This is a genomic window from Oryzomicrobium sp. (genome assembly GCF_036820405.1).
GTDB lineage: Bacteria > Pseudomonadota > Gammaproteobacteria > Burkholderiales > Rhodocyclaceae > Oryzomicrobium.
Genome location: NZ_DAISLS010000006.1, coordinates 154,132 through 178,599 on the forward strand (window position 1 = coordinate 154,132; position 24,468 = coordinate 178,599).

Genomic DNA, 24,468 nt, shown 5'->3' on the forward strand with positions numbered 1-24,468 from the left:
CCACATCCTTGCGATGACCCGCGGCGTTGCCGCGACGACCTGGGGCCGCGCCTGGCGCGCTGCGCTGCTCGCCCTGGCCAGCGCCGGCCTGGCTGCCTGCGCCACGCCGGGCGGTTCCGGCACGGCATCGGCCCTGCGCGGTACCGGCGACCTGGGGCTGGTGGTGGAGCGGGCCTCGGGCCAACTGACCCTGGTGGACACCACCGCCCGGGCGCCCTACGCCCAGGTGGCCGGCCTGGGGGACCTGTCCCACGCCTCCGCCGTCTATTCCCGGGACGGGCGCTACGCCTACATCTTCGGCCGCGACGGCGGCCTGACCAAGGTGGACCTGCTCACCGCCGGCATCGCCAAGCGCGTCATCCAGGGCGGCAACTCCATCGGTGGCGCCGTCTCCCAGGACGGCACCCTGGTGGCGGCGGCCAACTACGAGCCGGGCGGGGTCAAGGTGTTCGACGCCAAGACCCTGGAACTGGTGGCCGACCTGCCCGCCGAATACACCGCCGCCGACGGCAGCAAGAAGTTTTCCCGGGTGGTGGGCATCGCCGACCTGCCCGGGCGGCGCTTCATCTATTCGTTGTTCGACGCCGACGCCATCTGGATCGCCGATCTGTCCGACGTGAAGGCGCCCAAGGTGACCAAGATCGGCAAGATCGGCCACCAGCCCTACGACGCCCTGATCACCCCGGACGGCCGCTACTACCTGGCCGGCCTGTTCGGCGAGGACGGCATCGCCAAGCTCGACCTGTGGCAGCCGGAAAAGGGCGTGGAGCGGGTGCTGGCCCACTACGGCCGGGGCGAGGAAAAGCTGCCGGTGTTCAAGATGCCCCACCTGCGCGGCTGGGCCGTGGCCGGCAACCGGGCCTACCTGCCGGCCATCGGCCGCCACGAGGTGCTGGTGGTGGACCTCTCCACCTGGAAGGAAGTGGGCCGTATTCCGGTGGCCGGCCAGCCGGTGTTCGTCATGGCCCGGCCCGACGGGCGCCAGGTATGGGTGAACTTCGCCGTGCCCGACTACAGCCGGGTCCAGGTGATCGACACCCTGACCAACACCATCGTCAAGACCCTGGAGCCGGGCAAGGCCGTGCTGCACCTGGAATTCACCCCCCGGGGCGAGCAGGTGTGGATCTCGGCCCGGGACGACGACAAGGTGGTGGTCTACGACACTGCCACCTTCGCCCCGGTGGCCACCCTGGCGGCCAAGTCGCCCTCCGGCATCTTCTTCACCAGCCGGGCCAACCGGCTGGGCTTCTGAGGCGGTGGCGTGAGCGGCTCGTCGTTCCTGGCCGTGCAGGCGGCGCCGCAAAGCGCCACGGAGGCTTTGGCGCCTCCGGAGGCCGGCGGCCAACCCGCCGCACCGGCTCCCGGCTCCCTGGCCTTCCGCCTGCTCAACGACTTCCAGCGCGACTTTCCCCTTTGCTCGGCCCCCTACGCCGAGCTGGCCAGCCGCCTGGGCGTGGCCGAGGGCGAGGTGCTGCGCGCCCTGGAGGCCCTGAAGCGCGAGGGCAAGATTTCCCGGGTCGGCGCCGTGTTCGCCCCCAAGCGCATCGGCGCCTCGACCCTGGCCGCCGTGGCGGTGCCGCCGGAACGGCTGGTGGCGGTGGCGCAGATCGTCAACCGCTTTCCCGAGGTGAACCACAACTACGAGCGGGAGCACCGCTACAACCTGTGGTTCGTCGCCACTGCCGGTTCCGAAGGCCGCCTGGCTTCGGCCCTGGCCGCCATCGAAGCGGCCATCGGCCTGCCGGTGCTGCGCCTGCCGCTCCTGGCCGAATACCACATCGACCTGGGCTTCGGCCTGGGGGCCGCGGACCCTTCCGCTCCGGCCGCGGAGCGGGTCCCGGCGGTGCAGGCCTTCGTCTCGCCGCGCACCCTGGACGAGGGCGAACGCCGCCTGGTGATGACCTTGCAGGAAGGGCTGCCCCTCTTCATCCGCCCCTTCGCCCTGCTCGCCGAGCGCATCGGCGTGGACGAGCCGGCGGTGATCGCCCGCATCCGCGCCTGGGTGGAGGAAGGCATCATCAAGCGCTTCGGCGTGGTGGTGCGCCACCACGAGCTGGGCTACACCGCCAATGCCATGCTGGTCCACGACCTGCCCGACGCGGCCGCCGACGCCCTGGGCGAGCGCCTCGCCCGGGAACCGGCGGTGACCCTGTGCTACCGCCGCCCCCGGGTGCTGCCGGACTGGCCCTACAACCTGTTCTGCATGATCCACGGCCAGGACCGGGCCGCGGTGGAAGCCACCATCGCCGACCTGCGCGGCCGCCTCGGCCTGGAAGGCTACGCCCACGCCGTGCTGTTCTCGCGCACCCGCTACAAGCAGACCGGAGCCCGCTATGCCTGATCCCGTGCCCCCTTCGCCCGTGGTTTCCGCCGCCCCCGCCGCCGCCCCGGAAACCTCCCGGCGCGGCGCGTTCACGCCGATCCCCCTGGACGACCTGGACCGGGCCATCCTGGCCCGCCTGCAAGGCGACTTCCCCTTGAGCGAGGCGCCCTTCGCCGACGCCGCCGCCGCCCTGGGCTGCGCCGAGGCCACCCTGATCGCCCGCATCGAGCGCCTGCTGGAGGCCCGGGTGCTGACCCGCTTCGGCCCCCTGTTCCAGGTCGAGCGCATGGGCGGCGCCTTCGTCCTGGCCGCCCTGGCGGTGCCGGAGGAGCGCTACGAGGCGGTGGCCGAGGCGGTCAACGCCCTGCCCGAGGTGGCCCACAACTACCGCCGCGAGCACGCCCTCAACATGTGGTTCGTCCTCGCCACCGAGACCCCGGACGGCATCCCCCGGGCCATCGCCGCCATCGAGGCGGCCACCGGCTTGCCGGTGTTCGCCTTTCCCAAGGAAGAGGAATTCTTCGTCGAGATGAAGCTGGAGGCCCGGGTATGAGCGAGACCACACGTGTTGCCCCGGCCGGGGACGCAGCCGCTCCCGTGCTGGACCCTGTCTTGGACCCGGTCGACCGCCGCCTGGTGCTGGCCACCCAGGCCGGCCTGCCCCTGGTGCCGCGCCCCTACGACGCCGTGGGCGAGCCCCTGGGCCTGTCCGGCGCCGAGGTGCGGGCACGCCTGACCCGGCTGCTGGAAAACGGAGTGATCCGCCGCATCGGCGTGGTGCCCAACCACTACGCCATCGGCTGGACCGCCAACGGCATGAGCGTGTGGGACGTGGACGACGCCCGGGTGGCCGAGCTGGGGCCGCTGATCGGCAGCCTGGATTTCGTCACCCACTGCTACCGCCGCCCGCGCCGCCCGCCCCTGTGGCCCTACAACCTGTTCGCCATGGTGCACGGCGCCTCCCGGGACGAGGTGCGTGCCAAAGTGGCCCGGATTCAGGCGTTGCTCGGCGACGCCTGCCGCGGCCACGACGTGCTGTTTTCCACCCGCATCCTCAAGAAGGCCGGGCTGCGCCTGGCCGAGTGAAGCGGACGGCTGCCTGCGGGCGGCCGCCGCTGCCGCAGTTCCCCGGCCGGCAATCACGATCCGGCCGGTACCCACAATAACGACGATCTCTCCCCCCGACATGACGATTCCCGACGCTTCCGCCACGGCCGATCCCGCTTCCGTTCCGGCCGCCGATGTTCTCGACCCTGCCGCTCTGGCCGCCTGGGAGGCCCGCTGTGCCGCCTTCGCCCGGTCTTGCGCCCCGGCCGATGCCGCCCACGATGACGAGCATCTGCGTCGGGTGGTGACCAATGCCCGGCGCTTGGCGCAGGAAGAGGGGGCCCGCCTGGAGGTGGTGCTGCCGGCGGCCTGGCTGCACGACTGCGTGGCGGTGGCCAAGGATTCGCCGGACCGGCCCCGGGCCTCGCGCCTGGCCGCCGAAAAGGCCGTGGCCTGGCTGGCCGAAGCGGGCTACCCGGCCGGCTGGCTGCCGGCCATCGGCCAGGCCATCGCCGCCCACAGCTTTTCCGCCGGCATTCCCCCCGAGTCGATCGAGGCCCGGGTGGTCCAGGACGCGGACCGGCTCGACGCCCTGGGGGCGGTGGGCATCGCCCGCTGCCTGGTGGTGGGCGGCCAGCTCGGTCGGCCCCTGTACTGTCCTGCGGAACCCTTGCCTCAGCCCGGCGGCCGTCCGGTGGACGACCTGGCCTACACCCTGGACCATTTTCCGGCCAAGCTGTTCACCCTGGCCGCCACCATGCAGACCGCCGCCGGCCGGACTGAGGCCGAGCGGCGTACCGCCTTCATGCGCGGCTGGGTCGAGCAACTGCTGGCCGAGATTCCGCCGGCGGATACGCCCTCGGCGGGCTGATCGCCCCGATGTACGGCCCGGCCGGGGCGCTGTTCTGACCGAAATCAACGCCGGGCGCGGCGTGCGGCGGTGTAATGCGCTCACGAGGCGCTCCGCCACAGCGGGCCTTACGCCCGCCGCCCGGCTGACCTATTCTTTGCGCTGCCTGCCATGCGCCGCATAACCCGGAGGGCTCCATGTTTCGCATCACCCAATACCTGCAGGAACTGGTCGCTCCCACCCCGGTGGGGCCGCGCCGCCCGCCCCCCGGGCCGGTGGTGATCTGGAACTTGATCCGCCGCTGCAACCTCACCTGCAAGCACTGCTATTCGATCTCCGCCGACAAGGATTTTCCCGGCGAGCTGTCCACCGCCCAGGTGTTTTCGGTGATGGACGACCTGAAGGGCTTCCGCGTACCGGTGCTGATCCTCTCCGGCGGCGAGCCCCTGCTGCGCCACGACATCTGGGAGATCGCCGCCCGGGCTAAGGCCATGGGCTTCTACGTCGGCCTGTCGTCCAACGGCACCCTGATCGACGAGTCCAACATCGACCGCATCGCCGAGCTGGACTTCAACTACGTGGGAGTCTCCCTGGACGGCATCCGCGAAACCCACGACCGCTTCCGCCGCATGGACGGCGCCTTCGAGAAATCGTTACACGGCGTGCGCCTGTGCCGCGACCGGGGGCTCAAGGTCGGGGTGCGCTACACCATGACCCAGGACAACGCCCACGACCTGCCCGGGCTGCTCGACCTGGTGGAGGAGGAGGGCATCGACCGCTTCTACTTCAGCCACCTCAACTACGCCGGCCGGGGTAACCGCAACCGCAAGACCGACGCCCACCACCAGAGCACCCGGGCGGCCATGGACATGCTGTTCGAGCGCTGCTGGGCCGGGGTGGAAAAGGGCGAGGCCAAGGAATTCACCACCGGCAACAACGACGCCGACGGGGTGTATTTCCTCCACTGGGTAGCCCGCCGCTTTCCCGACAAGGCCGAGCACATCCGGGCCAAACTGACCCAGTGGGGCGGCAACTCCAGCGGCGTGAACGTGGCCAACATCGACAACCTGGGCAACGTGCATCCGGACACCATGTGGTGGCATCACACCCTGGGCAACGTCAAGGAGCGGCCGTTCTCCGAGATCTGGACCGATCTGTCCGACCCGCTCCTGGCCGGCCTCAAGCAGCACCCCCGGGCGGTCACCGGACGCTGCGGCGCCTGCGCCCACCTGGCCATCTGCAACGGCAACACCCGGGTGCGCGCCCAGCAGCTGACCGGCGATCCGTGGAGCGAGGACCCGGGCTGCTACCTGGCCGACGATGAGATCGGTCTGCCGCCGGGCTGGCAGTCTGCCCGGGGCGATGCCGCGAACGCCGCGCCGGATAAGGCGCTCCGGGATGCCATCCCGCTCACCCCCGTCAATTCTTGAGGTTAGCGATGCCTCCTCTGAAACCCGCGTCCCTATTGGTTCTCCTGGCAGGGCTTTGCGCAGCGCCCTTCGCCGCCGCCCAGGCACAAGATGCCGTCACCACCGCTTCGCCCCGTATGGCAGCGGCTGCGGCCAGCGACCCCGCAGCCCTGTTCGCCACCCACTGCGCCAGCTGCCACGGCGCCAGCCGCACCGGCGGCACCGGTCCGGCCCTGTTGCCGGAAAGCCTGGAGCGGCTGAAGAAGGCCGAGGCGCTCAAGGTCATCGGCCAGGGCCGCCCGGCCACCCAGATGCTGCCCTTCGCCGACCGGCTTTCGGCCGACCAGATCAAGGCCCTGGCGGACTGGATCTACACCCCGGTGGTGCCGGCGCCGACCTGGAGCGAGGCCGACATGGCCGCCTCGCGCTGGCTGCTGCCGGACGCCGACAAGCTGCCGGCCAAGCCGGTGTTTGCCGCCGACCCGATGAACCTCTTTCTGGTGGTGGAGACCGGCGACCACCACGTCTCGGTGCTCGACGGCGACAAGCTGGAGCCGATCCACCGCTTCCAGAGCCGCTACGCTTTGCACGGCGGGCCGAAGTTCACCAAGGACGGGCGCTACGTATTCTTTGCCAGCCGCGACGGCTGGGTGACCAAGTACGACTTGTGGAACCTCAAGACCGTGGGCGAGATCCGCGCCGGGCTCAACACCCGCAACGTGGCCGTGTCCGCCGACGGCGAGTGGGTGATGGTGGCCAACTACCTGCCCCGCACCCTGGTGCTGCTGTCGGCCAAGGACTTGTCGGTGCGGCGCATCTACCCGGTCACCGACGCCACCGGCAAGCAGAGCAGCCGGGTGTCCGCCGTGTATACCGCCGCGCCGCGCCATAGCTTCGTGGTGGCCTTGAAGGATGTGCCCGAAGCCTGGGAGATCCGCTACGACAAGAACGCCCCGGAAGTGTGGGAAGGGCTGGTGCACGACTACCGCATGCGCGAGGGCAACCCCCTGCCGGGCCAGTTCACCCCGCGCCGCATCAAGCTCGACCAGGTGCTCGACGACTTCTTCTTCACCCAGGACTACGTGAACCTGCTCGGCGCCTCCCGGGAGGCCACCAAGGGCCAGGTGGTGAACCTGGACGTGCGGCGCAAGATCGCCGACCTGGACCTCTCCGGCATGCCCCACCTGGGCTCGGGCATCACCTTCGACTGGCAGGGCAAGCGGGTGATGGCCTCGCCCAACCTGAGCTCGGGCAAGGTCACGGTGATCGACACCGACACCTGGAAGACCGTGGCCACCATCCCCACCCTGGGCCCCGGCTTCTTCCTGCGCAGCCACGAGAAGTCGCCCTACGCCTGGGTCGATTCGATGATGAGCCCGGAGGGCCGCGACACCTTGCAGGTGATCGACAAGCGCACCCTGGAAGTGGTGGCCAAGCTGCGCCCCGAGCCGGGCAAGACTCTGGCCCACGTGGAGTTCGACCGCTACGGCAAGTACGTGCTGGCCAGCCTGTGGGAGCAGGACGGCGCCCTGATCGTGTTCGATGCGGCCACCCTCAAGGAGGTGAAGCGCATTCCGATGAAAAAGCCCGTGGGCAAGTACAACGTCTATAACAAGACTACCCTGTCGGAAGGCACCAGCCACTGACGGGCACCGCCCCTGCTCCGGTGGCCGATGCGCTGCCGGGGCAGGGGCGCCAACCCGAGGGAAACCATGACCGTCAAACGCCGTTCGTCGTCTTTCTCGCCGTCCTCCCTCTCCTCGATCTGCGCCGCCCTGCTCGTGTCGTCGGGCCTGCTCGCGGCCTCCCTGGCGGAGGCCTGCACCCGCTTCATCTACCGCGGCGCCGACGATCAGGTGATCACCGCCCGCTCCATGGACTGGAAGAGCGACGTGGCGACCAACCTGTGGGTCTTTCCGCGGGGCATGAAGCGGTCCGGGGAGGCGGGGCCGAGCTCGATTCGCTGGACGTCGAAATACGGTAGCGTGATCGCCTCGGGCTACGATATTTCCACCACCGACGGCATGAACGAGGCGGGGCTGGTGGCCAACGTGCTGTGGCTGGTCGAATCCTCCTACCCGACGTTCGACGGCAAGCGCTCCGGCCTGTCCCTGGCCGCCTGGGCCCAATATGCGCTCGACAATTTCGCCACGGTGCAGGAGGCGGTCGATATCCTGACGAAAGAGCCGTTCACGATCGTCACCAGCCAGGTGCCGGGCGAAGACCGGCTCGCCACCCTGCACCTGTCCCTTTCCGACGCCAGCGGCGACAGCGCCATCGTCGAATACATCGATGGCAAGCAGGTCATCCACCACAGCCGCGACTACCAGGTGATGACCAATTCGCCGACCTTCGAGCAGCAGCTGGCGCTGAACCAGTACTGGCGGCAGATCGGCGGCACCGTCATGCTGCCCGGCACGAACCGGGCCGCCGACCGTTTTGCCCGGGCCTCCTTCTACGTGAATGCGATCCCCAAGACCCCGGACCCGGTCCAGACCATCGCCAGCGCCTTCAGCGTGATACGCAACGTCTCGGTGCCGTTCGGCATCACCACGCCGGACCAGCCCAACATCTCCTCGACGCGCTGGCGCACCGTCGCCGACCACAAGCGCAAGCTGTATTTCTTCGAGTCGGTGCTGACGCCGAACGTCTTCTGGGTCGACCTGGCCCGGCTGGATTTTTCCGCAAAGAGCGGCAAGGTGATGAAGCTCGACCTGGGCCCCAACCAGACCCACGTCTACGCCGGCATGGCCAACGCCCAGTTCAAGGAGGCCGCGCCCTTCCGCTTCCTGGGGATTTGACGCCGGCCCGGCCGGTGGCGCCCTTGCGCGGCCGGTGCGGTCCAATGAAAACGCCCCGACGCTGGATGACCCGGCGGCGGGGCGTTTCGCTTGGGGGGCTACTTCTTCATCTCGTCCTTGCCCATGTCCCCTTTGCCCATATCGCCCTTCTCCCCTTTTTCCATGGCGCCCTTTTCCATGGTGTGCTTCTTGGCCGCCTTGTGGGGCTTCTTGGCCATGCTGTCCTTGGCCATGTCGTCCTTCTTCATTTCGTCCTTGGCCATTCCGTCTTTGCTCATGGCGTCCTTTTTCATGGTGTCCTGGGCGTGGGCCTGGAAACCGACCATGAGGAAACAGGAGGCAAGCAGGGTGGCAAGCAGTTTAGACATGTCAGTACTCCTAGTGGGTTGAAACGAACGAGCGGCCGGATGCCGCGATTTCAGGGCAGCCGATCGCTCAGCTGCCGCCGAACCAGTTGTAGCCCTGGTCTTCCCAGTACCCGCCGGGGTAGGTGTTGGTGACCGTCAGGGCGACGATGTGCTTGGGGTTTTTGTAGCCGAGCTTGGTGGGCATGCGCAGCTTCATCGGGTAGCCGTACTCCGGCGGCAGGGTCTTGCCGTCGTAGGTGAAGGTGAGCAGGGTCTGGGGATGCAGGGCCGTGGCCATGTCGATGCTGGTGTAGTAGTCGTCGGCGCACTCGAACCCCACGTACTTGGCGCTAAGGTCGGCGCCGATGCGCTTGAGGAAGGTGGCGAAGGGCACCCCGCCCCACTTGCCGATGGCGCTCCAGCCCTCGACGCAGATGTGCCGCGTCACCTGGTCGGCCTGGGGCAGGGCGTACAGCTCGGGCAGGGACCAGGCATGCTTGTCCGTCACCAGCCCGCCCACTTCGAGGCGGTAGTCGTCGCCATCCACCTCGGGCACCTCGTCGCGGCCGTAGAAGGCGTTGAAGGGGAAGGGCCGGGTCATCATCGACTCCGGGTAGGTGGGGGCCAGCCGGTTGGGGTCGAACAGCCAGGCCTGGACCCGGTCGTTGAAGCGCGAGACGTGCACCAGCAGGCGCTCGGCCGAGTCCTCGTCCACCACCGAGCAGCCGGTCAGGAGCGACAGCCCGCCCAGGGTCAGGCCGCGCTTGAGGAAGAGGCGCCGGGCCGGGGCCGGCAGTTCGGCCAGGGCGTCCTTGAGCAGGGCGTCCCGGTCCCGGGGGGAAAGCAAGGAAGGGCGGCGCAATCTCATGGTCGTCTCCCGGATCAGCGGCCGCGGATCATGGCGCGCAGGGTGCGCGGCACCAGGGCCACCATGACCACGTGCACCGCGAAGAAGGCCACCAGACCGGCCATGGCGAAGAAATGCACTACCCGGGCGTTGTCGAAGCCGCCCATCAGTTCCCGCAACAGGGGGAACTGGACCGACTTCCACACCACCAGCCCGGACAGGACGATCAGCACCGTGTCGGCGATCACGAACAGGTAGGCGAGCTTCTGCACCGCGTTGTAACGGCGCAGGTCGTCGTGAGCCAGGTGGCCGCGCAGGGCGGCGCCCAGGTCGTGGAGCAGATCCCGGGGGCGTAGGGGGAAGAACTTGTGCCACAGCCGGCCGGTGGCCAGGTTGAGCGCCAGGTAGACCAGCCCATTGAACGCCAGCACCCACATGGCGGCGAAGTGCCAGAGCAGGGCGCCCCCCAGCCAGCCCCCCAGGGTGATGCCGTGGGGAAAGGCGAAATGGAAGATCGGCGAGGCGTCGTAGATGCGCCAGCCGCTCAGCACCAGCACGATCACGGCCAGGGCGTTGATCCAGTGGGTGAGGCGCAGCCAGCCGGGGTGGATCGGTTCCCGGGCCGGGTCGTGCATTGTCGTCGTTGCCATGGCCTTCATCCCGTGCCGCCGTGCGGCGCGTAATCCCCACCCGCAGGAGCGGGCGGTTGTATTGACGGAGACAGCGAAAGGGCCGGCCGGTTCGCTGTTCCGCCGGTTTCCTGTCCCTTGGTCGGGGAACCGGCCGATTCCTTACACGATCCCGCGCCGGTGCCGGCCTGGGGACGAACCCCGCCCGGCGCCGGCTGTCTCATCGGCAAACAACGACGAGGAGCCGCCATGACCGCCAGCCTCAAGCCCTACCTTGATACCCTGCCTTCCTACCTGTCCGCCGATACCCTCGGCCCCTGGGCGACCTACCTGGCCCAGGTGGAAAAGGTGGTGCCGATGCTGGAAGAGTCGCTCCAGCCCCACGTCGAGACCTTGCGCCGGCCCAAGCGCATCCTGATCGTGGACGTGCCGATCCGCCGTGACGACGGCAGCTATGCCCACTACGAGGGCTACCGGGTGCAGCACAACACCTCCCGGGGGCCGGGCAAGGGAGGCATCCGCTACCACCAGGACGTGACCCTCTCGGAAGTGATGGCCCTGTCGGCCTGGATGACCATCAAGAACGCGGTGGTGAACGTGCCCTTCGGCGGCGCCAAGGGCGGGGTGCGGGTCGAGCCCGGTACCCTGTCCCGGGGCGAGCTGGAGCGCCTGACGCGGCGCTACACCTCGGAGGTGAACATCCTGCTCGGGCCGGACAAGGACATTCCGGCGCCGGACGTGGGGACCAACGAGCAGGTGATGGCCTGGATGATGGACACCTATTCCATGGACCAGGGCGCCACCATCACCGGGGTAGTCACCGGCAAGCCCATTTCCCTGGGGGGCAGCCTGGGGCGCCACGACGCCACCGGCCGGGGTGTGTTCGTGGTGGCGCGGGAGGCAGCGCGGCGCATCGGCCTGGAAATGAAGGGCGCCCGGGTGGCGATCCAGGGCTTCGGCAACGTGGGCGACGCGGCGGCCCGCGTCTTCCACAACGCCGGGGCCAAGATCGTCGCCGTGCAGGACGTCTCCGGCTCGGTCTACAGCGGCGCCGGCCTGGACCCCCAGGCCCTCCAGACCCACCGCCGCGCCAGCGGCGGGCTGGCGGGCTTTCCCGGGGCCGAGTCGATCGACGATGAGCGGTTCTGGGACGTGGACTGCGACATCCTGGTGCCTGCCGCCCTGGAAGCCCAGATCACCCCGGCCCGGGCCAAGCGCATCACGGCGCGGATGGTGGTGGAAGGGGCCAACGGCCCGACCCTGCCGGAGGCCGACGAGGTGTTCAAGGAGCGCAACGTGCTGGTCTGCCCCGACGTGGTGGCCAACGCCGGCGGAGTGACGGTGAGCTACTTCGAGTGGGTCCAGGACATCTACAGCTTCTTTTGGAGCGAGGCCGAGATCGACGAGCGCCTCGACCGGATCATGGCCGATGCCTTCGCCGCGGTATGGGAGGTGGCCGACTCCAAGGGCATCGCCCTGCGCACCGCCGCCTACGCGGTGGGCGCCACCCGGGTGCTGCGCGCCCGGGCGATGCGCGGCCTGTACCCGTGATCTGATGCCCCGGTTGCCCCGGTTGCCCCGGTTGCCCCGGGCGCCGGGGCAGTGGGGCCGGGGGGGCTTCAGTCCCGGGCCAGGCCCTTGATCCACTCGCCGTAGAGCCGGTCGGCCAGGGCGCGCATGGCCGGCAGGTGGCGCGGCGTGTCCTCGCTCATCCGCTCCGGGGTCTGCACCGACGGGGGCAGGGGATCGAGCCCGGCCACCTCGCCGGGCCAGGCCAGGCTCCACTCGGCGATCATCTCCGGGGTCATCTCCACGTGGCACTGCATGCCCAGATGGGGCCCGAGGGCGAACATCTGGTTGGCGCAGGCCGGGCTTGCCGCCAGGCGCTCGGCCCCCGGCGGCAGGGTGAAGGTTTCGCCGTGCCAGTGGAACACCGGGGCGGCGGCGATGCCGCCCAGCCAGTGCCGGGCCGCCGGGCCGGCAGACGCCTCGATCGGCCCCCAGCCGATCTCCTTGACCGGATTGGCCCCCACCGTGCCACCCAGGGCCTTGGCCATCAACTGGCTGCCCAGGCAGTGGCCGATCACCGGTACCCCGGCGGCGGCTGCCTGGCGGATCAGGGCGCAGGCGTCGTCGATCCACGGCAGCGGGTCGTTCACGCTCATCGGCCCGCCCATGAAGCACAGCCCGGAATAGGGAAAGCGAGAGGGAGCTGACGCGGCGCTGCCGGATTCCCCCAATTCTCCGGAAACCCGCGGCACCGGGTCGTTTCGGTCGATGGCGATCAGGGTCCAGGGGATGCGGTGGGCGTCGAGGAATGTGGCAAAATAGCCCGGACCTTCCGAGGGGAAATGACGAAAAATGGCAACGGGACGCATGGCACGGGTTTCCATGATGGATAGACGGGGCGAGGGCTCCGATTCTAGCCGTCCCGTTCGTCATTCGTCCCGGCCCGCCGGGCCTGGTTCCCTGGTCCTGCTGCTGCTTGGTTCCCTGCTCGCCGGCCCGGTCGGGGCGGTGGACGTGGGGGTGGCCGGTATCTTTCCCGGCAAGGCCATCCTGGTGATCAACAACGGCGCCCCGCGCACCGTTCCGGTGGGCGGCAAGACGCCGGAGGGCATCAAGGTGCTGGGGGTGGACGGCGAACGGGCCACCCTGGAGGTGGACGGCAAGCGCCGGGTGGTGCGCATCGGCCAGCAGACGTCCATGAGCGGCGACAGCGGCGGCACCTCCGTGACCCTCAACGCCGACCTGCGCGGCCACTTCATCGGCGGCGGGGCAATCAACGGCGTCGCCACCCGCTTCATGGTGGATACTGGCGCCACCAACGTGGTGATTGGCGCCCAGGAGGCCCGCCGCCTGGGGCTGGAAGCCCGCAACGGCGAGGCTGGCTATTCCCAGACCGCCAACGGCACGGTGCGCACCTCCCGGATCAAGATCGATTCCCTGCGCATCGGCGAGGTGACGGTGCATAACGTGGACGCCGAGGTGACCTCCTCCGACATGCCCTTCGTCCTGCTCGGCATGAGCGCGCTCAACCGCTTCGAGATGCAGCGGGACGGCGACCGGATGACCCTGAAGAAACGCTTTTGAGCGGCACCGTCCGCCACTCACTTACACTCGATCCGCCGGGCGCGCAGCGCGTGCCCCACCGACAACAACGCAACGACGAGCGGCCCCGGCCGCCGCAAGGAGACATACATGCCCCACCGCGATGCTGAAATCGCCCTGCTGCGACAGGAACTCGAAATGCTCATGGGCGAGCGCCGTCAGCTTCTCCAGGTGGCCGGCGCCGCGGCGGTCCTGATCGCCGGCCTCGACAGCAAGCGCCTGCCGGTGAAGGCCATTGAGGCCGCCGATATGGTGGCCACCACCATCAACGGCCTGCCCGACGAAACCCTCAAGGACGCCCTGGATTCGGTCAACGCCGAGATCGAGGAGCCGGAGGCTCTGCAGTGACCTTGCCCGCCGGGCCGCTTTCCGCCGCATCCGCTGCCTCTAGCGCCCTGCTCATCCCCTCCGCCGACGAACTGCGCCACGCCCTCCAGCCCCTGCCGCGCCAGGGCGAAATCCGCGAACCCGGGGTGGACCCGGCCGGGCTGCGGCCCGCGGCGGTACTCTTTCCCATCGTGCGCCACGACGCCGGGCCGTCGGTCCTGCTTACCCAGCGCACCCCCCACCTGTCGGCCCATGCCGGCCAGATCAGCTTTCCCGGCGGCCAGGTGGAGCCGGAGGACCCTACGCTCCTGGACACCGCCTTGCGCGAGACCGAGGAAGAGATCGGCCTGCCGCGCAGTGCCGTCGAGGTGCTCGGCTACCTGCCCGAATACTTCACCGTCACCGGGTTCCGCATCACCCCGGTGGTGGGCCTGCTCACTCCGCCCTTCGACCTGGTTCCGGACGCCCGGGAGGTGGACGAGGTGTTCGAGGTGCCCCTGGCCTTTTTGCTCGACCCTGCCAACCGCCAGCGCCACGCCCGGGAGTGGCAGGGGCGGCAGCGCTACTACTACGCGCTGCCTTACGGCGAGCGCTATATCTGGGGAGCCACGGCCGGCATGATCGTGGCCCTGGCCGACGCCCTGGCCGCCCTGCGCGGCGAAGGGCGCTGATCTTCCGTCCAGGGCCGGAATCCGCGCCGGGCGCCGCTTTCCGACGGGGCGGCGGGCGTGTTGTGTTATCTTGAGGGGTGATTCTCATCACCCGCCCTGAATTTTTCCAAGAAGGCCGAGCCCCCTCTGGCATGTCCCGGGGCGGCCGGTCCAGCAGACAACGATGAGCCTGTTTTCCCTGATTGCCGCCCTGCTGATCGAGCAGGTGCGCCCCCTCGCCGACCGGCGGCTGATTCTGGCCCCCCTCGACCGCTTCGCCGATTTCCTGGAAGGCCATCTCAACGCCGGGGAATACCGCCACGGCCTGTTCGCCTGGGCGATTCTGGCCGTGCTGCTGGCCGGCGGCTCCTGGCTGGTGTTCTTCCTGCTCTGCAAGGTGTCGCCCCTGCTCGGCTGGGCCTGGAACGTGGCAGTGCTGTACCTGACCATGGGGTTCCGCCAGTTCAGCCACTACGTCACCGACATCCAGCTGGCCTTGCGCTTGGGCGACCTGCCCCGGGCACGGGAATTGCTGACCGCCTGGCGCGGCCGCAGCGCCGAATCCTTCTCGTCCGACGAGATCGCCCGGGTGACCATTGAAGAAGGGCTGGCCGCTGCCTACCGCCACGTTTTCGCCGTGGTTTTCTGGTTCGTGCTGCTGCCCGGCCCCATGGGCGCCGTGCTGTACCGGCTGGCGGCCCACCTGGCGGACCGCTGGGGCCGCCGTGCCGATCTCGCCGCAGGGTCTCGACTTGGGGAGTCGTCTCCGGGTGTGGACGGCAGCGTGGCGGTGGCGACGCTCGAATTCGGCCGCTTCGGCGAATTTGCGCAACAATCGTTTGCCATCATCGACTGGCTGCCGGCCCGGGTGACGGCCTTCATCTTTGCCATCGTCGGCAATTTCGAGGACGCCGCCTACTGCTGGCGCACCCAGGCTGCGGCCTGGGGCCAAGGCCAGTTGGGCATCGTCCTGGCGGCCGGCGCCGGCGCCCTGGGCATCCGCCTGGGCCAGCCCCTGACGGAAGGGGGCGAGCTCATCGACCGGGCCGAGCTGGGTGTGGGCGACGACGCCGACGTGGATTCGCTGCAAAGCGCGGTGGGCCTGGTCTGGCGGGCCCTGGTGCTGTGGTTGTTCTTGTTGCTGCTGCTGGGGCTGGCCAGCTGGGTCGGCTAGGCGCCGGAGGTTAGGCGCGGGCAGCGGTTTTCCCAAAGGTTTTACTAGGAGGGAGTTTCATGAGCAAAGAAGTTGTTGTCCTGAGCGCTGTCCGTTCCGCCATCGGTGGCTTCGGCGGTTCCCTGAGCACCCTTGAGCCCGCCGAACTGGGCGGCCTGGTGATGAAGGAAGCCGTGGCCCGTTCCGGCGTGGATCCGCAGCAGATCAACTACGTCACCGTCGGCAACTGCGTTCCCACCGACTCCCGCTACGCCTACGTGCCCCGCGTGGCCTCCATCCAGGCCGGCCTGTCCATGGATTCCGTGGCCATGCAGGTCAACCGCCTGTGCTCCTCCGGCCTCCAGGCCATCGTCTCCACCGCCCAGAACATCCTGCTCGGCGACTGTGAGTACGGCATCGGCGGCGGCGTCGAAGTCATGTCCCGTGGCGGCTACATGATGCCCGCCCTGCGCTCCGGCGCCCGCATGGGCGACACCAAGGCCATCGACATGATGGTGGCGGTGCTCACCGATCCCTTCGGCGTGGGCCACATGGGCATCACCGCCGAGAATCTGGCGACCAAGTGGAACATCAGCCGCGAAGAGCAGGACGCTCTCGCCCTGGAATCCCAGACCCGCGCCGCCAAGGCCATCGCCGAGGGCCGCTTCAAGTCCCAGATCGTCCCCATCACCCTGCAAAGCCGCAAGGGCGACGTGGTGTTCGACACCGACGAGCATCCCCGGGCCACCACCATGGAGTCCCTGGCCAAGATGAAGCCGGCCTTCAAGAAGGACGGCTCCGTCACCGCCGGCAATGCCTCCGGCATCAACGACGGTGCGGCCTTCTTCGTCCTGGCCGAGGCCGCCGCGGCCGCCAAGTCCGGCTACAAGCCCATGGCCCGCCTGGTTTCCTACGCTGTGGCCGGCGTGCCCAACGACGTGATGGGCGAAGGCCCGATCCCGGCGACCAAGCTGGCGCTGAAGAAGGCCGGCCTGTCCCTGGACCAGATGGACGTGATCGAGTCCAACGAAGCCTTCGCCGCCCAGGCCATCGCCGTCTCCAAGGGCCTGGGCCTCGACCCGGTCAAGACCAACCCCAACGGCGGCGCCATCGCCCTGGGTCACCCGGTGGGCTGCTCCGGCGCCTTTATCGCCACCAAGGCCCTGTACGAGTTGCAGCGCGTGGGCGGCAAGTACGCCCTGGTGACCATGTGCATCGGCGGCGGCCAGGGCATCGCGGCGATTTTCGAGCGTCTCTGATCCCGCGCGGCCTCCCGGCCCTTGGCTGGGAGCGCTTTGCGGCCGAACGGCATACCCTTCGGGGTATGCCGTTTTTGTTTGCGCCCCGGCTGTCCAAGGCAGGGGAGGGGCGGGACGGTCGGCGAATTGATGGGAATCAAGGCGCCGGAGGGAGTACCCGACAAAAATTGTCGGGAATTCAACCCCCAGCCGAGGAATCCCATGGCCCACGATTGTTCCATCCCCGTCATCCAGGACGGCATCTACGGTTTCGACGCCCGGGGCGTCGCCAAGCGCTTCCGCCACGCCGCCATCTTCGGTGCCCTGGACGCCCTCCAGCCCGGCGAGACCATGCGTTTCTGCAACGACCACGATCCCCTGCCGCTGCTGGCCCAGATCAACCAGTTCTTCGGCGACCGGGTGGCGATCCAGTACGTTCAACGCGAACCCGGCGAAATCGTCATCGACTTCCGGGTCCAAGGCTGATCCCGCCTTACCGTCTTACCCCCCTTTGGCCCCCGATTCGTTCGGGGGTTTTTCTTTTTAATCGCACCGTAGTGGTGCATTGGTAAGGTTCTGATTTCTGGCCCGTTTATTGCAACGTGTGCCGGTAGTTCGGCTGTGATTTGTCATTCAGAATAAGTAAACATTTGGCATAATGTGTAATACGGTTTCAGGGAGTGTCGGCATATGAAAAAGAATTTTCCGGTCACGGGGGCGGAAACCCCGTTTCCGGCGGGCAAGTACATCGTTTCCAAGACCGATCTGAAGGGGATCACCACCTACGCCAACGACGCCTTCGTCGAGCTGTCCGGCTTTACCCGGGAGGAGCTGATCGGCCACAGCCACAACGTGGTGCGCCACCCGGACATGCCGCCCCAGGCCTTCCAGAACCTGTGGGACACCCTCAAGGTGGGACGCCCCTGGCGCGGCATCGTCAAGAACCGCTGCAAGAGCGGCGACCACTACTGGGTGGACGCCCTGGTGGTGCCGGTACGTCAGGACAACCAGACCATCGGCTACATGTCGGTGCGCACTGCCCCGTCCCGGGAGCAGATCGCCGCCGCCGAGGCGCTGTACACCCGCCTGAATGAAACCGGGGGAAGCCTGCCCAAGCCCCGCTCCCGTGCTCGCTTCGGCCTGAGCGCGCGCTTGGGGCTGGCCACCGCCGGGGTGATGGGGGCGATGGTGCTGTCCGGCGTATTGAGTTGGTTTGGCCAGGACCTGGGCCTGGACGCCGGCCTGGAGCGCTACCTGATCCAGGGGCTGACCCTGGGGGGGCTGCTTGCTGGCGGCGCCATGGCCTGGGTGCACCGGGACATCTTCGCCGCCTTCCGCCGGGTCGAATCCAGCCTGGACCGCATTGCCCAGGGCGACCTGTCCGAGCTGATCCGCCACACCCGCCGCGACGAGGTGGGTACCCTGCTCGACGGTCTGCTCACCACCCAGTCCCACCTCAAGGTGATGCTCGCTGAGATTGCCGAGATGGCCGACCAGGTGGGCGGCAACGCCGACCTGCTGGCCGCCGACATGGACCGGGTGGCCCAGCAGTCGTCGGCCCAGTCCGAGGCGGCCGGGCGCATTGCCGCGGCCATCGAGGAAATGAGCGTGACGGTGCAGGAAGTGGCGGGGGACGCCGCCCGCACCGCCGACGCGGCAGCCTCCACCCGGGACCGCATGGGCGAGGTCAGCAGCCGCATGCGCGAGGGGCGCAATGCTTCCACGGCGGTGGTCGAGGCGGTGGGGGATGCCAACCAGACCCTGGCGGTGCTCGGCCAGTCCCTGGCCCAGATCGGCCGCATCACTCAGGCCATCCAGGAAGTGGCCGACCAGACCAACCTGATCGCCCTCAACGCCGCCATCGAGGCGGCCCGGGCCGGCGAGGCTGGCCGCGGCTTCGCCGTGGTGGCCGACGAAGTGCGCAAGCTGGCCGAGCGCACCCGCAAGGAAACCCAGCAGATCACCGAGACCGTGGTCAGCATCCACAACCTCTCGCAGGAGGCCACCGGCCGCATCCAGGCCGCCGAAAGCCTGATCGGCCGCCACGATAGCGAGTTCGCCGGACTGGAGGAGGGCGTGACGGCGGTGGTGGGTGAATCCCGCCAGGTGGACGGCATGGCCACCCACATCGCCTCGGCCACGGTGCAGCAATCCCAGGCCAGCCAGGACATCAGCAGCAGCGTGGCCGACATCGCCAGCCGCCTGGAAGACGGCGCCCGCACCGTGGAAAGCGTGGGCCTGAGCGTCTCCCACCTGCGCAACACGGCCGGGGAACTGCGCCGCCTGATCGGTTACTTCCGCTACGCCGGCTGACGGCGGCCCGGCGGCCCGGCGGCCCGTCGCCGCTGTCGCGGTTGTCATCATTCTCCCCGGTGTTCTGCCCGGGGATGCCGAAACGGCCGGGGCTTGCCCCGGCCGTTGGCTTTTCATCGGCTATAGATGGCTTCCCTCGCTTGCCCGGAGCCGTGCCGGGCCATTGCCGGGCCGGACGATCAAGCCCGCTACCCGCCAAGTGGGGACTTCCAGGCGCGCCCCGATCTCGACGGGGTCGGATATCCGCCCCAGCCTTTCCCAACCCAACAGCGTGGGGCGGAGGGGTTTGCGCTTCGTCCTCTGCCGGGGCAGGAAAAACAAAACGATACAAATCGCTGCATAACTGCAACTACCCGGTGCAGAAATCCAACTGGCAAACGCGCCGTTCTTGGCAACTATGCAAGGTATCCCGTTGCGCCCGCGGTCCCATCGCCCCGAGCGGACGGCCCGCTGCCTCCCGGCAGCCCATGCCCAAGCATTTCTAGGAGACCAAGAATGACCGCAAAAGCGCTCAAGATGTCGGTGATCGCCCTGTCCCTGGCGGCGGCGGTGGGCGGTGCCTATTCCTTCGGCCACGTTTCGGCCATCAGCCGCGCCGACGCCGCAGTGACGGCCCCCGCCCCGGCTGCCGCCAACCCCATGGCCCTGCCCGACATGGGCAGCATCGTCGAGCGCAACGGCCCGGCGGTGGTCAACATCAGCGTCACCGGCACCCGCAAGGTGGCCGACGCCGGTCTGCCCCAGCTCGATCCGGACGATCCGTTCTACGAATTCTTCCGCCACTTCCGCGGGCCGCAAGGCCAGGGCTCGACCCCGGTACGGGGCCTCGGATCGGGCTTCATCATTTCCTCCGACGGCACCATCCTGACCAACGCCCACGTGGTGGACGGCGCCGACGAGGTGACGGTGAAGCTCACCGACAAGCGCGAGTTCAAGGCCAAAGTGCGGGGCATCGACAAGACCAGCGACGTGGCCGTGCTCAAGATCGACGCCAAGGGCCTGCCCACGGTGAAGATCGGCAGTTCCGCCGCCGCCCGGGTGGGCGAATGGGTGCTGGCCATCGGCTCCCCCTTCGGCTTCGAGAACAGCGCCAGCGCCGGCATCGTTTCGGCCAAGTCCCGCAACCTGCCCGACGGCAGCTACGTGCCCTTCATCCAGACCGACGTGGCGGTGAACCCGGGCAACTCCGGCGGCCCCTTGTTCAACATGGCCGGTGAGGTGATCGGCATCAACTCCCAGATTTACTCCCGCAGCGGTGGCTACCAGGGCCTTTCCTTCGCCATTCCCATCGAGGTGGCAATGAACGTGGAGCAGCAGATCGTCACCAACGGCCAGGTCCAGCGCGGCCGCATGGGGGTGACCATCCAGGAGGTGAACCAGTCCCTGGCCGATTCCTTCGGCCTCAAGAAGCCCGCCGGCGCCCTGGTCAGTTCGGTGGAAAAGGGCAGTCCCGCCGCCAAGGCCGGCCTGGAGCCCGGCGACGTGGTGCTGGCGATCAACGGCAAGGAGCTGGTCAATTCCGGCGACCTGGCGGCCACCGTGGCCGGCATGCGGCCCGGCGAAGTGGCCAAGCTGCAAGTGTGGCGCCACGGTTCGTCCCAGGAAGTGGCGGTCAAGGTCGGCTCCGCCAGCGAGCCCAAGGTGGCCGCCCAGGACAACCCGGACGGCCCCAAGGGGCGCCTCGGCGTCGCCGTCCGCCCCCTGACCCCGGACGAGCAGCGCCAGGCCGAGGTGAGCGGCGGCGTGGTGGTGCAGAACGTCGCCGGCGCGGCGGCCAAGGCCGGCATCCAGCCCGGGGACATCATCCTCTCGGTCAATGGCGAACGGGTGTCCAGCCCCGAGCAGTTGCGCGCCCTGCTGGCCAAGGCGGGCAAGCGCGTGGCCGTGCTGGTGGAGCGGGGCGACGCCCGCATCTTCGTGCCTGTGGAGTTGGGCTGAGACTGGCCTGAGGACCTGACCAACGACGGGGCCGACCCGGCATCGGGCCGGCTCTGGATAGGTCGCACTAGGTCGCACAGGACGGCGCCAATTGGCGCCGTCCTTGTTTCATGGCCCGGTGCGGTGCGTTGCCATGGCTTGGCCGGCCGAGCATCCGTGAATCTCGGACAGGGGAAGCCAGGGCGCCCTGGACAGAAAAATTGCCGGCATCGTGTGGATGCCGGCATTGATAGGCCATCCGGGCACCTGGCCGCAGGTATGGGTCTGCCTGTCAGCGATGGACGCCGGACACCCGGGCCTTGCGCCGCCAATAGGCGGGCCGTTGCAGCGCCATCACGTCGATGTGCTGGGTGGAGTAAATCTGCCGGGCCAGGGCCCAGCGCTGGCGTTCTTCCTGGGATACGCCGGCGATCTGCTCGAACCACTTCTGGATGAATTTCATGGCAAGTGACTCCTGGAAAGAAGGGTAAGACCGGGAGGGTTGCAGCCTGTCAGTGCGTCAATCATAGCCGACTACTGTATGGATGTACAGTAGTCGGCTATGGAGAGCCGTGCCCCGCGCCAGTACTGGGTTTCCGGCCCGCCCCTTCCGCCCCTTCCGCCGTTTCCCGCCATGCCGGCCGGGGTGGTAGGGTGGCGGCCTGCGTTTGCCGTCCGCCTTTTTTCCCCAGCCCCCTTCTTCCCATGGCCATCGACTCTTCCGTTTCGCCCCTGCCCGATGCCAATTCCCGCGGCGTGCGCGCCGCCCTCGTGTTCGCACTCACCGCCGAGCGATTGGCGGCTTACTACGAGCACGGCCAGTGGCTTACCGAGGCCCAGGGGGCGACCCTGGCCGCCGAGTGGCTGGGCCGCACCAAGCGCAGCCTGCCCCTGGCCGAGCGCCGCCACCTGTCTGCCCTGAGCGACGTGCTGGCCCGCCAGGTGGCCGGCGCCCTCTCCCGGGAGGCGGGGCTGTACACCGTCCACGCCATGCAGGACGCCCTGGACCCGAACCACACCTCGGATACGGCCCAGGCTCTGATGGCCGAGTGCGAACGCCTGCTCGACGCCGTAGAGGAGGGCGCCAGCACTCCATGAGGGCGCCGGGCTCCGGCATCGGCGTGGTGCCGCATCTTGTTCGGCATTGCGCGGTGGATGCCTGGAACTCCGCTACTGGCGCGGGTTTTCGGGAGGCTAAGGGCGGTGTCGCGATTGGCTCTGCGGCGCTCGCTATCTTCAATCTGGGGTCGTAAGCGCTGTTTCGCCGTTCCGGTACGGCGGCCGCATTGCCCCCTGCAAAACCCCGCGCCAGTGCTTGCGTTGCGGCCAGGGGGCGTGAAGAGCCGCGTCGTTGCTTGTTTTTCAGGCAGTGCGTCATATCCTTGAGCCGCCAGGTGGTTTTTAGGCTTATCCACAGGCTTGCCCACGGAAAGCGGGGATAAGCGATGGACCGACCGGCGTGCCGGGGGAGGGCGGGATATCCCAGCCCGTGAGCAGGGCTCAGGCTGTCGCGGTGGACGTGAAGAGGGATTGGGCAGTCCCGAGCGCCGTGCGCTGTTCTCCGACGCCCGGTGGTTCCACTTACGCCATTAACGGGCACCGTTTCCGCCGCCATACGGGCTTTCCACCATCCCCGGGGACCGCCGGCGCCTCCGGCCCGGGGCGTATACTTTCCCTTCCCCGGCGCGGCCGTTACAGCGCGCCGGGCCGTCATCGCCACACCGGGAGTCGCCATGGGCCAGGGCACGGGGCCGCAATCACCACATTCGCCGCAATCGCAAGCGCAATTTCAAGTTCAAGCGCAACGCGAGCCGCAAGGGGAATCCGACGCATCCTCCGCGGGCGCCGGACGCCCCGGGCGGGGCTTGCTCGCCCTGCTGCGGGAGGAATGGCGCCAGCTGGTGACCATCAACCCCAGCGACCGGCCCTGGCAGATGCCCTTTGCCGCCGCCCTGGCCTCGGGCCTGCCGCTCTTGGTGGGGGCCTGGTTCGGCCACATGGACTATGGCCTGATCTCGTCCCTGGGCGGGCTGGTGTTCCTCTACACCCCCAACACGCCCCTCTACCACCGCATGGTGTCCCTGATGGCCTGCGCTTTCGGGCTGGCGGCCAGCTACGCCCTGGGGCTGATCAGCCACTTCGTGCCGGCCCTGATGATGGTGGCCCTGACCTTCATCACCATCCTGGTGTCCATGGTCTGCCGCTTCTACCGGGTGAGCATGCCGGGTGGCCTGTTCTTCGTCATGGTCGCCGCCATCGGCGCCTATTCGCCCACCACCGTGGAGCAGGTGCCGCTGCGGGTCGGGCTGATCTTCATGGGGGCGCTGCTGGCCTGCCTGGTGGCCCTGTTCTACAGCCTCTACGTGCTGCGCCGCCAGGCGCCCCAGCCGGTGGCGCCCCTGCCGCCGGCCAGCTTCGATTTCGTCGTCTTCGATTCGGTGGTGATCGGCCTGTTCGTCGGCCTTTCCCTGGTCCTCGCCCAGGCCCTGCACCTGGAGCGGGCCTACTGGGTGCCGGTGAGCTGCCTGGTGGTGATCCAGGGCATGTCCCTGCGCGCCGTGTGGACCAAGCAGTTGCACCGCCTGCTCGGCACCGCCATCGGCCTGCTGGTGGCTTGGGGCATCCTGGCGCTGCCTTTGGGCAACTGGAGCATCGCCCTGGTGATGATGCTGCTCACCTTCGTGGTCGAAACCGCCGTGGTGCGCCACTACGTCTTCGCCGCCATCTTCATCACCCCCATGACCATCCTGCTGGCCGAGGCCGCCACCTTCGGCCAGGGTCCGCCGGGGGCGATGATCCAGGCCCGCTTCCTCGACACCGTGCTGGGCTGCGTCGTCGGCCTGGTCGGCGGCGCCTGCCTGCACAGCCCGCGCTTCCGCGATGTGCTGGGCCGCCAGTTGCGCCGTTTGACGCCGCGCCGGCTGCTGCCGTGAGGACGGCGGGCGGAGTGGATGAGAGGGGCGAGAGGGACGGAGCGTAGGCCAGCCGGGCGGTGGGTGGATTGTGGGCTGCGTAGGCTGATTGGGCTGATCGGGCTGATTGCCGCGGCCCCGGGCACCGCGCCCCGGCGATATCGCCCCGGCCGGCACCATGCCGGCAAGGCGCCGAACGGCCGGCTTGCGGTGCGGGCTGCGCCCCCCGGTGCCGTCGGATGAAAATGCCATCGCCCCAAACCCCAATATTGGCGCGGGGTTTGGCGATGCCATGCTGGAACGCCGCGCCAATACTCGATTTCAGAGGCAATGCCGTGAAGAACCGCGCCCCTGCTCGTTTTTGAGGCAGCGTGGCATGTCATTGACCCGGAAGGCGGTTTTTCGGCTTATCCACAGCCTTACCCACGAAAAGCGGGGAAAACCTCGTGGGCCGAGCAAGGGGCGCGGGCGATGCCCGGGAAGCACGGTGCCGGCATGTCCGCCACCGTTTTCTACACCCGGGGGCGCTCCATCCTGGTTCTCCCCGATCCCCGCCCCGGGAGGCTTGCAGCCACCGTTGTCCGGTTGCCTGGC

General features: G+C 68.7%; 24 protein-coding genes. 19 read left to right on the top strand and 5 right to left on the bottom strand.

The genetic code is table 11. The annotated features are described in order from the left end of the window. Window positions 1-13: 13 nt before the first annotated feature. The 8 genes from V7Z98_RS07195 to V7Z98_RS07230 all read left to right on the top strand — a co-directional run bounded on the left by V7Z98_RS07195 (window position 14) and on the right by V7Z98_RS07230 (window position 8,430). Entirely contained in the window at window positions 14-1,252 is a 1,239-nt protein-coding gene (locus V7Z98_RS07195) for a cytochrome D1 domain-containing protein (protein WP_334157499.1), read from the top strand. 66 nt (window positions 1,253-1,318) lie between these two features. Beyond that, window positions 1,319-2,341: a siroheme decarboxylase subunit beta gene (gene ahbB / locus V7Z98_RS07200; RefSeq protein WP_442951823.1), complete on the top strand. Its 1,023-nt coding sequence runs from the start codon at window positions 1,319-1,321 to the stop codon at window positions 2,339-2,341. After that, window positions 2,334-2,876, top strand: coding sequence for an Lrp/AsnC family transcriptional regulator (locus tag V7Z98_RS07205; RefSeq protein WP_334157501.1), 543 nt, complete (start codon window positions 2,334-2,336; stop codon window positions 2,874-2,876). Before ahbB (V7Z98_RS07200) ends, V7Z98_RS07205 begins: the two co-directional genes overlap by 8 nt. Beyond that, window positions 2,873-3,409, top strand: coding sequence for a siroheme decarboxylase subunit beta (gene ahbB / locus V7Z98_RS07210; protein ID WP_442951820.1), 537 nt, complete (start codon window positions 2,873-2,875; stop codon window positions 3,407-3,409). The genes V7Z98_RS07205 and ahbB (V7Z98_RS07210) overlap by 4 nt, the downstream gene beginning before the upstream one ends. 100 nt (window positions 3,410-3,509) lie before the next feature. Continuing rightward, window positions 3,510-4,241: an HD domain-containing protein gene (locus V7Z98_RS07215; RefSeq protein ID WP_334157503.1), complete on the top strand. Its 732-nt coding sequence runs from the start codon at window positions 3,510-3,512 to the stop codon at window positions 4,239-4,241. A gap of 176 nt (window positions 4,242-4,417) precedes the next feature. Beyond that, a complete protein-coding gene (gene nirJ / locus V7Z98_RS07220) occupies window positions 4,418-5,650 on the top strand; it encodes a heme d1 biosynthesis radical SAM protein NirJ (protein WP_334157504.1) in 1,233 nt (410 codons plus the stop codon). Window positions 5,651-5,766: 116 nt separating this feature from the next. After that, window positions 5,767-7,275 (top strand): cytochrome D1 domain-containing protein, encoded by a 1,509-nt coding sequence (locus V7Z98_RS07225; protein ID WP_334157505.1) that lies wholly within the window; start codon window positions 5,767-5,769, stop codon window positions 7,273-7,275. Window positions 7,276-7,341: 66 nt separating this feature from the next. Then, on the top strand, window positions 7,342-8,430 hold the full coding sequence (locus V7Z98_RS07230; protein WP_334157506.1) for a linear amide C-N hydrolase: 1,089 nt from the start codon (window positions 7,342-7,344) through the stop codon (window positions 8,428-8,430). Between the two features lie 98 nt (window positions 8,431-8,528). Here V7Z98_RS07230 and V7Z98_RS07235 read toward each other — a convergent pair whose 3' ends face one another. The 3 genes from V7Z98_RS07235 to V7Z98_RS07245 form a co-directional block, all read right to left on the bottom strand. Beyond that, the gene (locus V7Z98_RS07235) at window positions 8,529-8,798 is read right to left on the bottom strand and encodes a pentapeptide MXKDX repeat protein (protein ID WP_293263779.1); all 270 of its coding nucleotides are present in this window, start codon (window positions 8,796-8,798) and stop codon (window positions 8,529-8,531) included. Window positions 8,799-8,865: 67 nt separating this feature from the next. Further along, window positions 8,866-9,645: a molybdopterin-dependent oxidoreductase gene (locus tag V7Z98_RS07240; RefSeq protein WP_293263780.1), complete on the bottom strand. Its 780-nt coding sequence runs from the start codon at window positions 9,643-9,645 to the stop codon at window positions 8,866-8,868. Between the two features lie 14 nt (window positions 9,646-9,659). Further along, entirely contained in the window at window positions 9,660-10,274 is a 615-nt protein-coding gene (locus V7Z98_RS07245; protein WP_334157507.1) for a cytochrome b/b6 domain-containing protein, read from the bottom strand. Window positions 10,275-10,502: 228 nt separating this feature from the next. Between V7Z98_RS07245 and V7Z98_RS07250 the strand changes: the two genes are divergently transcribed. Next, complete coding sequence (locus tag V7Z98_RS07250; protein WP_293263782.1) at window positions 10,503-11,804, top strand: Glu/Leu/Phe/Val family dehydrogenase; 1,302 nt, start codon at window positions 10,503-10,505, stop codon at window positions 11,802-11,804. 68 nt (window positions 11,805-11,872) lie between these two features. Here V7Z98_RS07250 and V7Z98_RS07255 read toward each other — a convergent pair whose 3' ends face one another. Continuing rightward, window positions 11,873-12,631, bottom strand: a complete 759-nt coding sequence (locus V7Z98_RS07255) for a type 1 glutamine amidotransferase (RefSeq protein ID WP_334157508.1) — start codon at window positions 12,629-12,631, stop codon at window positions 11,873-11,875. On the opposite strand from V7Z98_RS07255, the gene V7Z98_RS07260 reads away from it, so the two are divergent. The 8 genes from V7Z98_RS07260 to V7Z98_RS07295 all read left to right on the top strand — a co-directional run bounded on the left by V7Z98_RS07260 (window position 12,630) and on the right by V7Z98_RS07295 (window position 20,983). Then, window positions 12,630-13,346, top strand: coding sequence for a retropepsin-like aspartic protease family protein (locus V7Z98_RS07260; protein ID WP_334157509.1), 717 nt, complete (start codon window positions 12,630-12,632; stop codon window positions 13,344-13,346). The genes V7Z98_RS07255 and V7Z98_RS07260 overlap by 2 nt on opposite strands. Window positions 13,347-13,454: 108 nt before the next feature. Further along, a complete protein-coding gene (locus V7Z98_RS07265) occupies window positions 13,455-13,712 on the top strand; it encodes a hypothetical protein (RefSeq protein WP_293263785.1) in 258 nt (85 codons plus the stop codon). Beyond that, window positions 13,709-14,362 carry a CoA pyrophosphatase gene (locus tag V7Z98_RS07270; protein ID WP_334157510.1) on the top strand — a complete coding sequence of 218 codons (654 nt, stop codon included), beginning with the start codon at window positions 13,709-13,711 and terminating at the stop codon, window positions 14,360-14,362. Before V7Z98_RS07265 ends, V7Z98_RS07270 begins: the two co-directional genes overlap by 4 nt. Before the next feature lie 163 nt (window positions 14,363-14,525). Beyond that, window positions 14,526-15,515 carry a CobD/CbiB family protein gene (locus tag V7Z98_RS07275; protein ID WP_334157511.1) on the top strand — a complete coding sequence of 330 codons (990 nt, stop codon included), beginning with the start codon at window positions 14,526-14,528 and terminating at the stop codon, window positions 15,513-15,515. Window positions 15,516-15,574: 59 nt separating this feature from the next. Further along, window positions 15,575-16,753: an acetyl-CoA C-acyltransferase family protein gene (locus V7Z98_RS07280; protein ID WP_293263787.1), complete on the top strand. Its 1,179-nt coding sequence runs from the start codon at window positions 15,575-15,577 to the stop codon at window positions 16,751-16,753. Window positions 16,754-16,954: 201 nt separating this feature from the next. Further along, a complete protein-coding gene (locus V7Z98_RS07285; protein ID WP_293263788.1) occupies window positions 16,955-17,218 on the top strand; it encodes a DUF2249 domain-containing protein in 264 nt (87 codons plus the stop codon). A gap of 204 nt (window positions 17,219-17,422) precedes the next feature. After that, on the top strand, window positions 17,423-19,045 hold the full coding sequence (locus V7Z98_RS07290) for a methyl-accepting chemotaxis protein (protein ID WP_293263789.1): 1,623 nt from the start codon (window positions 17,423-17,425) through the stop codon (window positions 19,043-19,045). 495 nt (window positions 19,046-19,540) lie between these two features. Next, window positions 19,541-20,983, top strand: a complete 1,443-nt coding sequence (locus V7Z98_RS07295; protein WP_293263790.1) for a DegQ family serine endoprotease — start codon at window positions 19,541-19,543, stop codon at window positions 20,981-20,983. 271 nt (window positions 20,984-21,254) lie between these two features. Here the strand turns inward: V7Z98_RS07295 and V7Z98_RS07300 are convergent, their stop codons facing one another. Beyond that, window positions 21,255-21,425 (bottom strand): hypothetical protein, encoded by a 171-nt coding sequence (locus tag V7Z98_RS07300; protein WP_293263791.1) that lies wholly within the window; start codon window positions 21,423-21,425, stop codon window positions 21,255-21,257. A 242-nt stretch (window positions 21,426-21,667) separates the two neighbouring features. Here V7Z98_RS07300 and V7Z98_RS07305 point away from each other — a divergent pair, with 242 nt between their 5' ends. Continuing rightward, complete coding sequence (locus V7Z98_RS07305) at window positions 21,668-22,060, top strand: hypothetical protein (protein WP_334157512.1); 393 nt, start codon at window positions 21,668-21,670, stop codon at window positions 22,058-22,060. A 767-nt stretch (window positions 22,061-22,827) separates the two neighbouring features. After that, window positions 22,828-23,895, top strand: coding sequence for an FUSC family protein (locus tag V7Z98_RS07310; RefSeq protein ID WP_334157513.1), 1,068 nt, complete (start codon window positions 22,828-22,830; stop codon window positions 23,893-23,895). Window positions 23,896-24,468 lie beyond the last annotated feature (573 nt).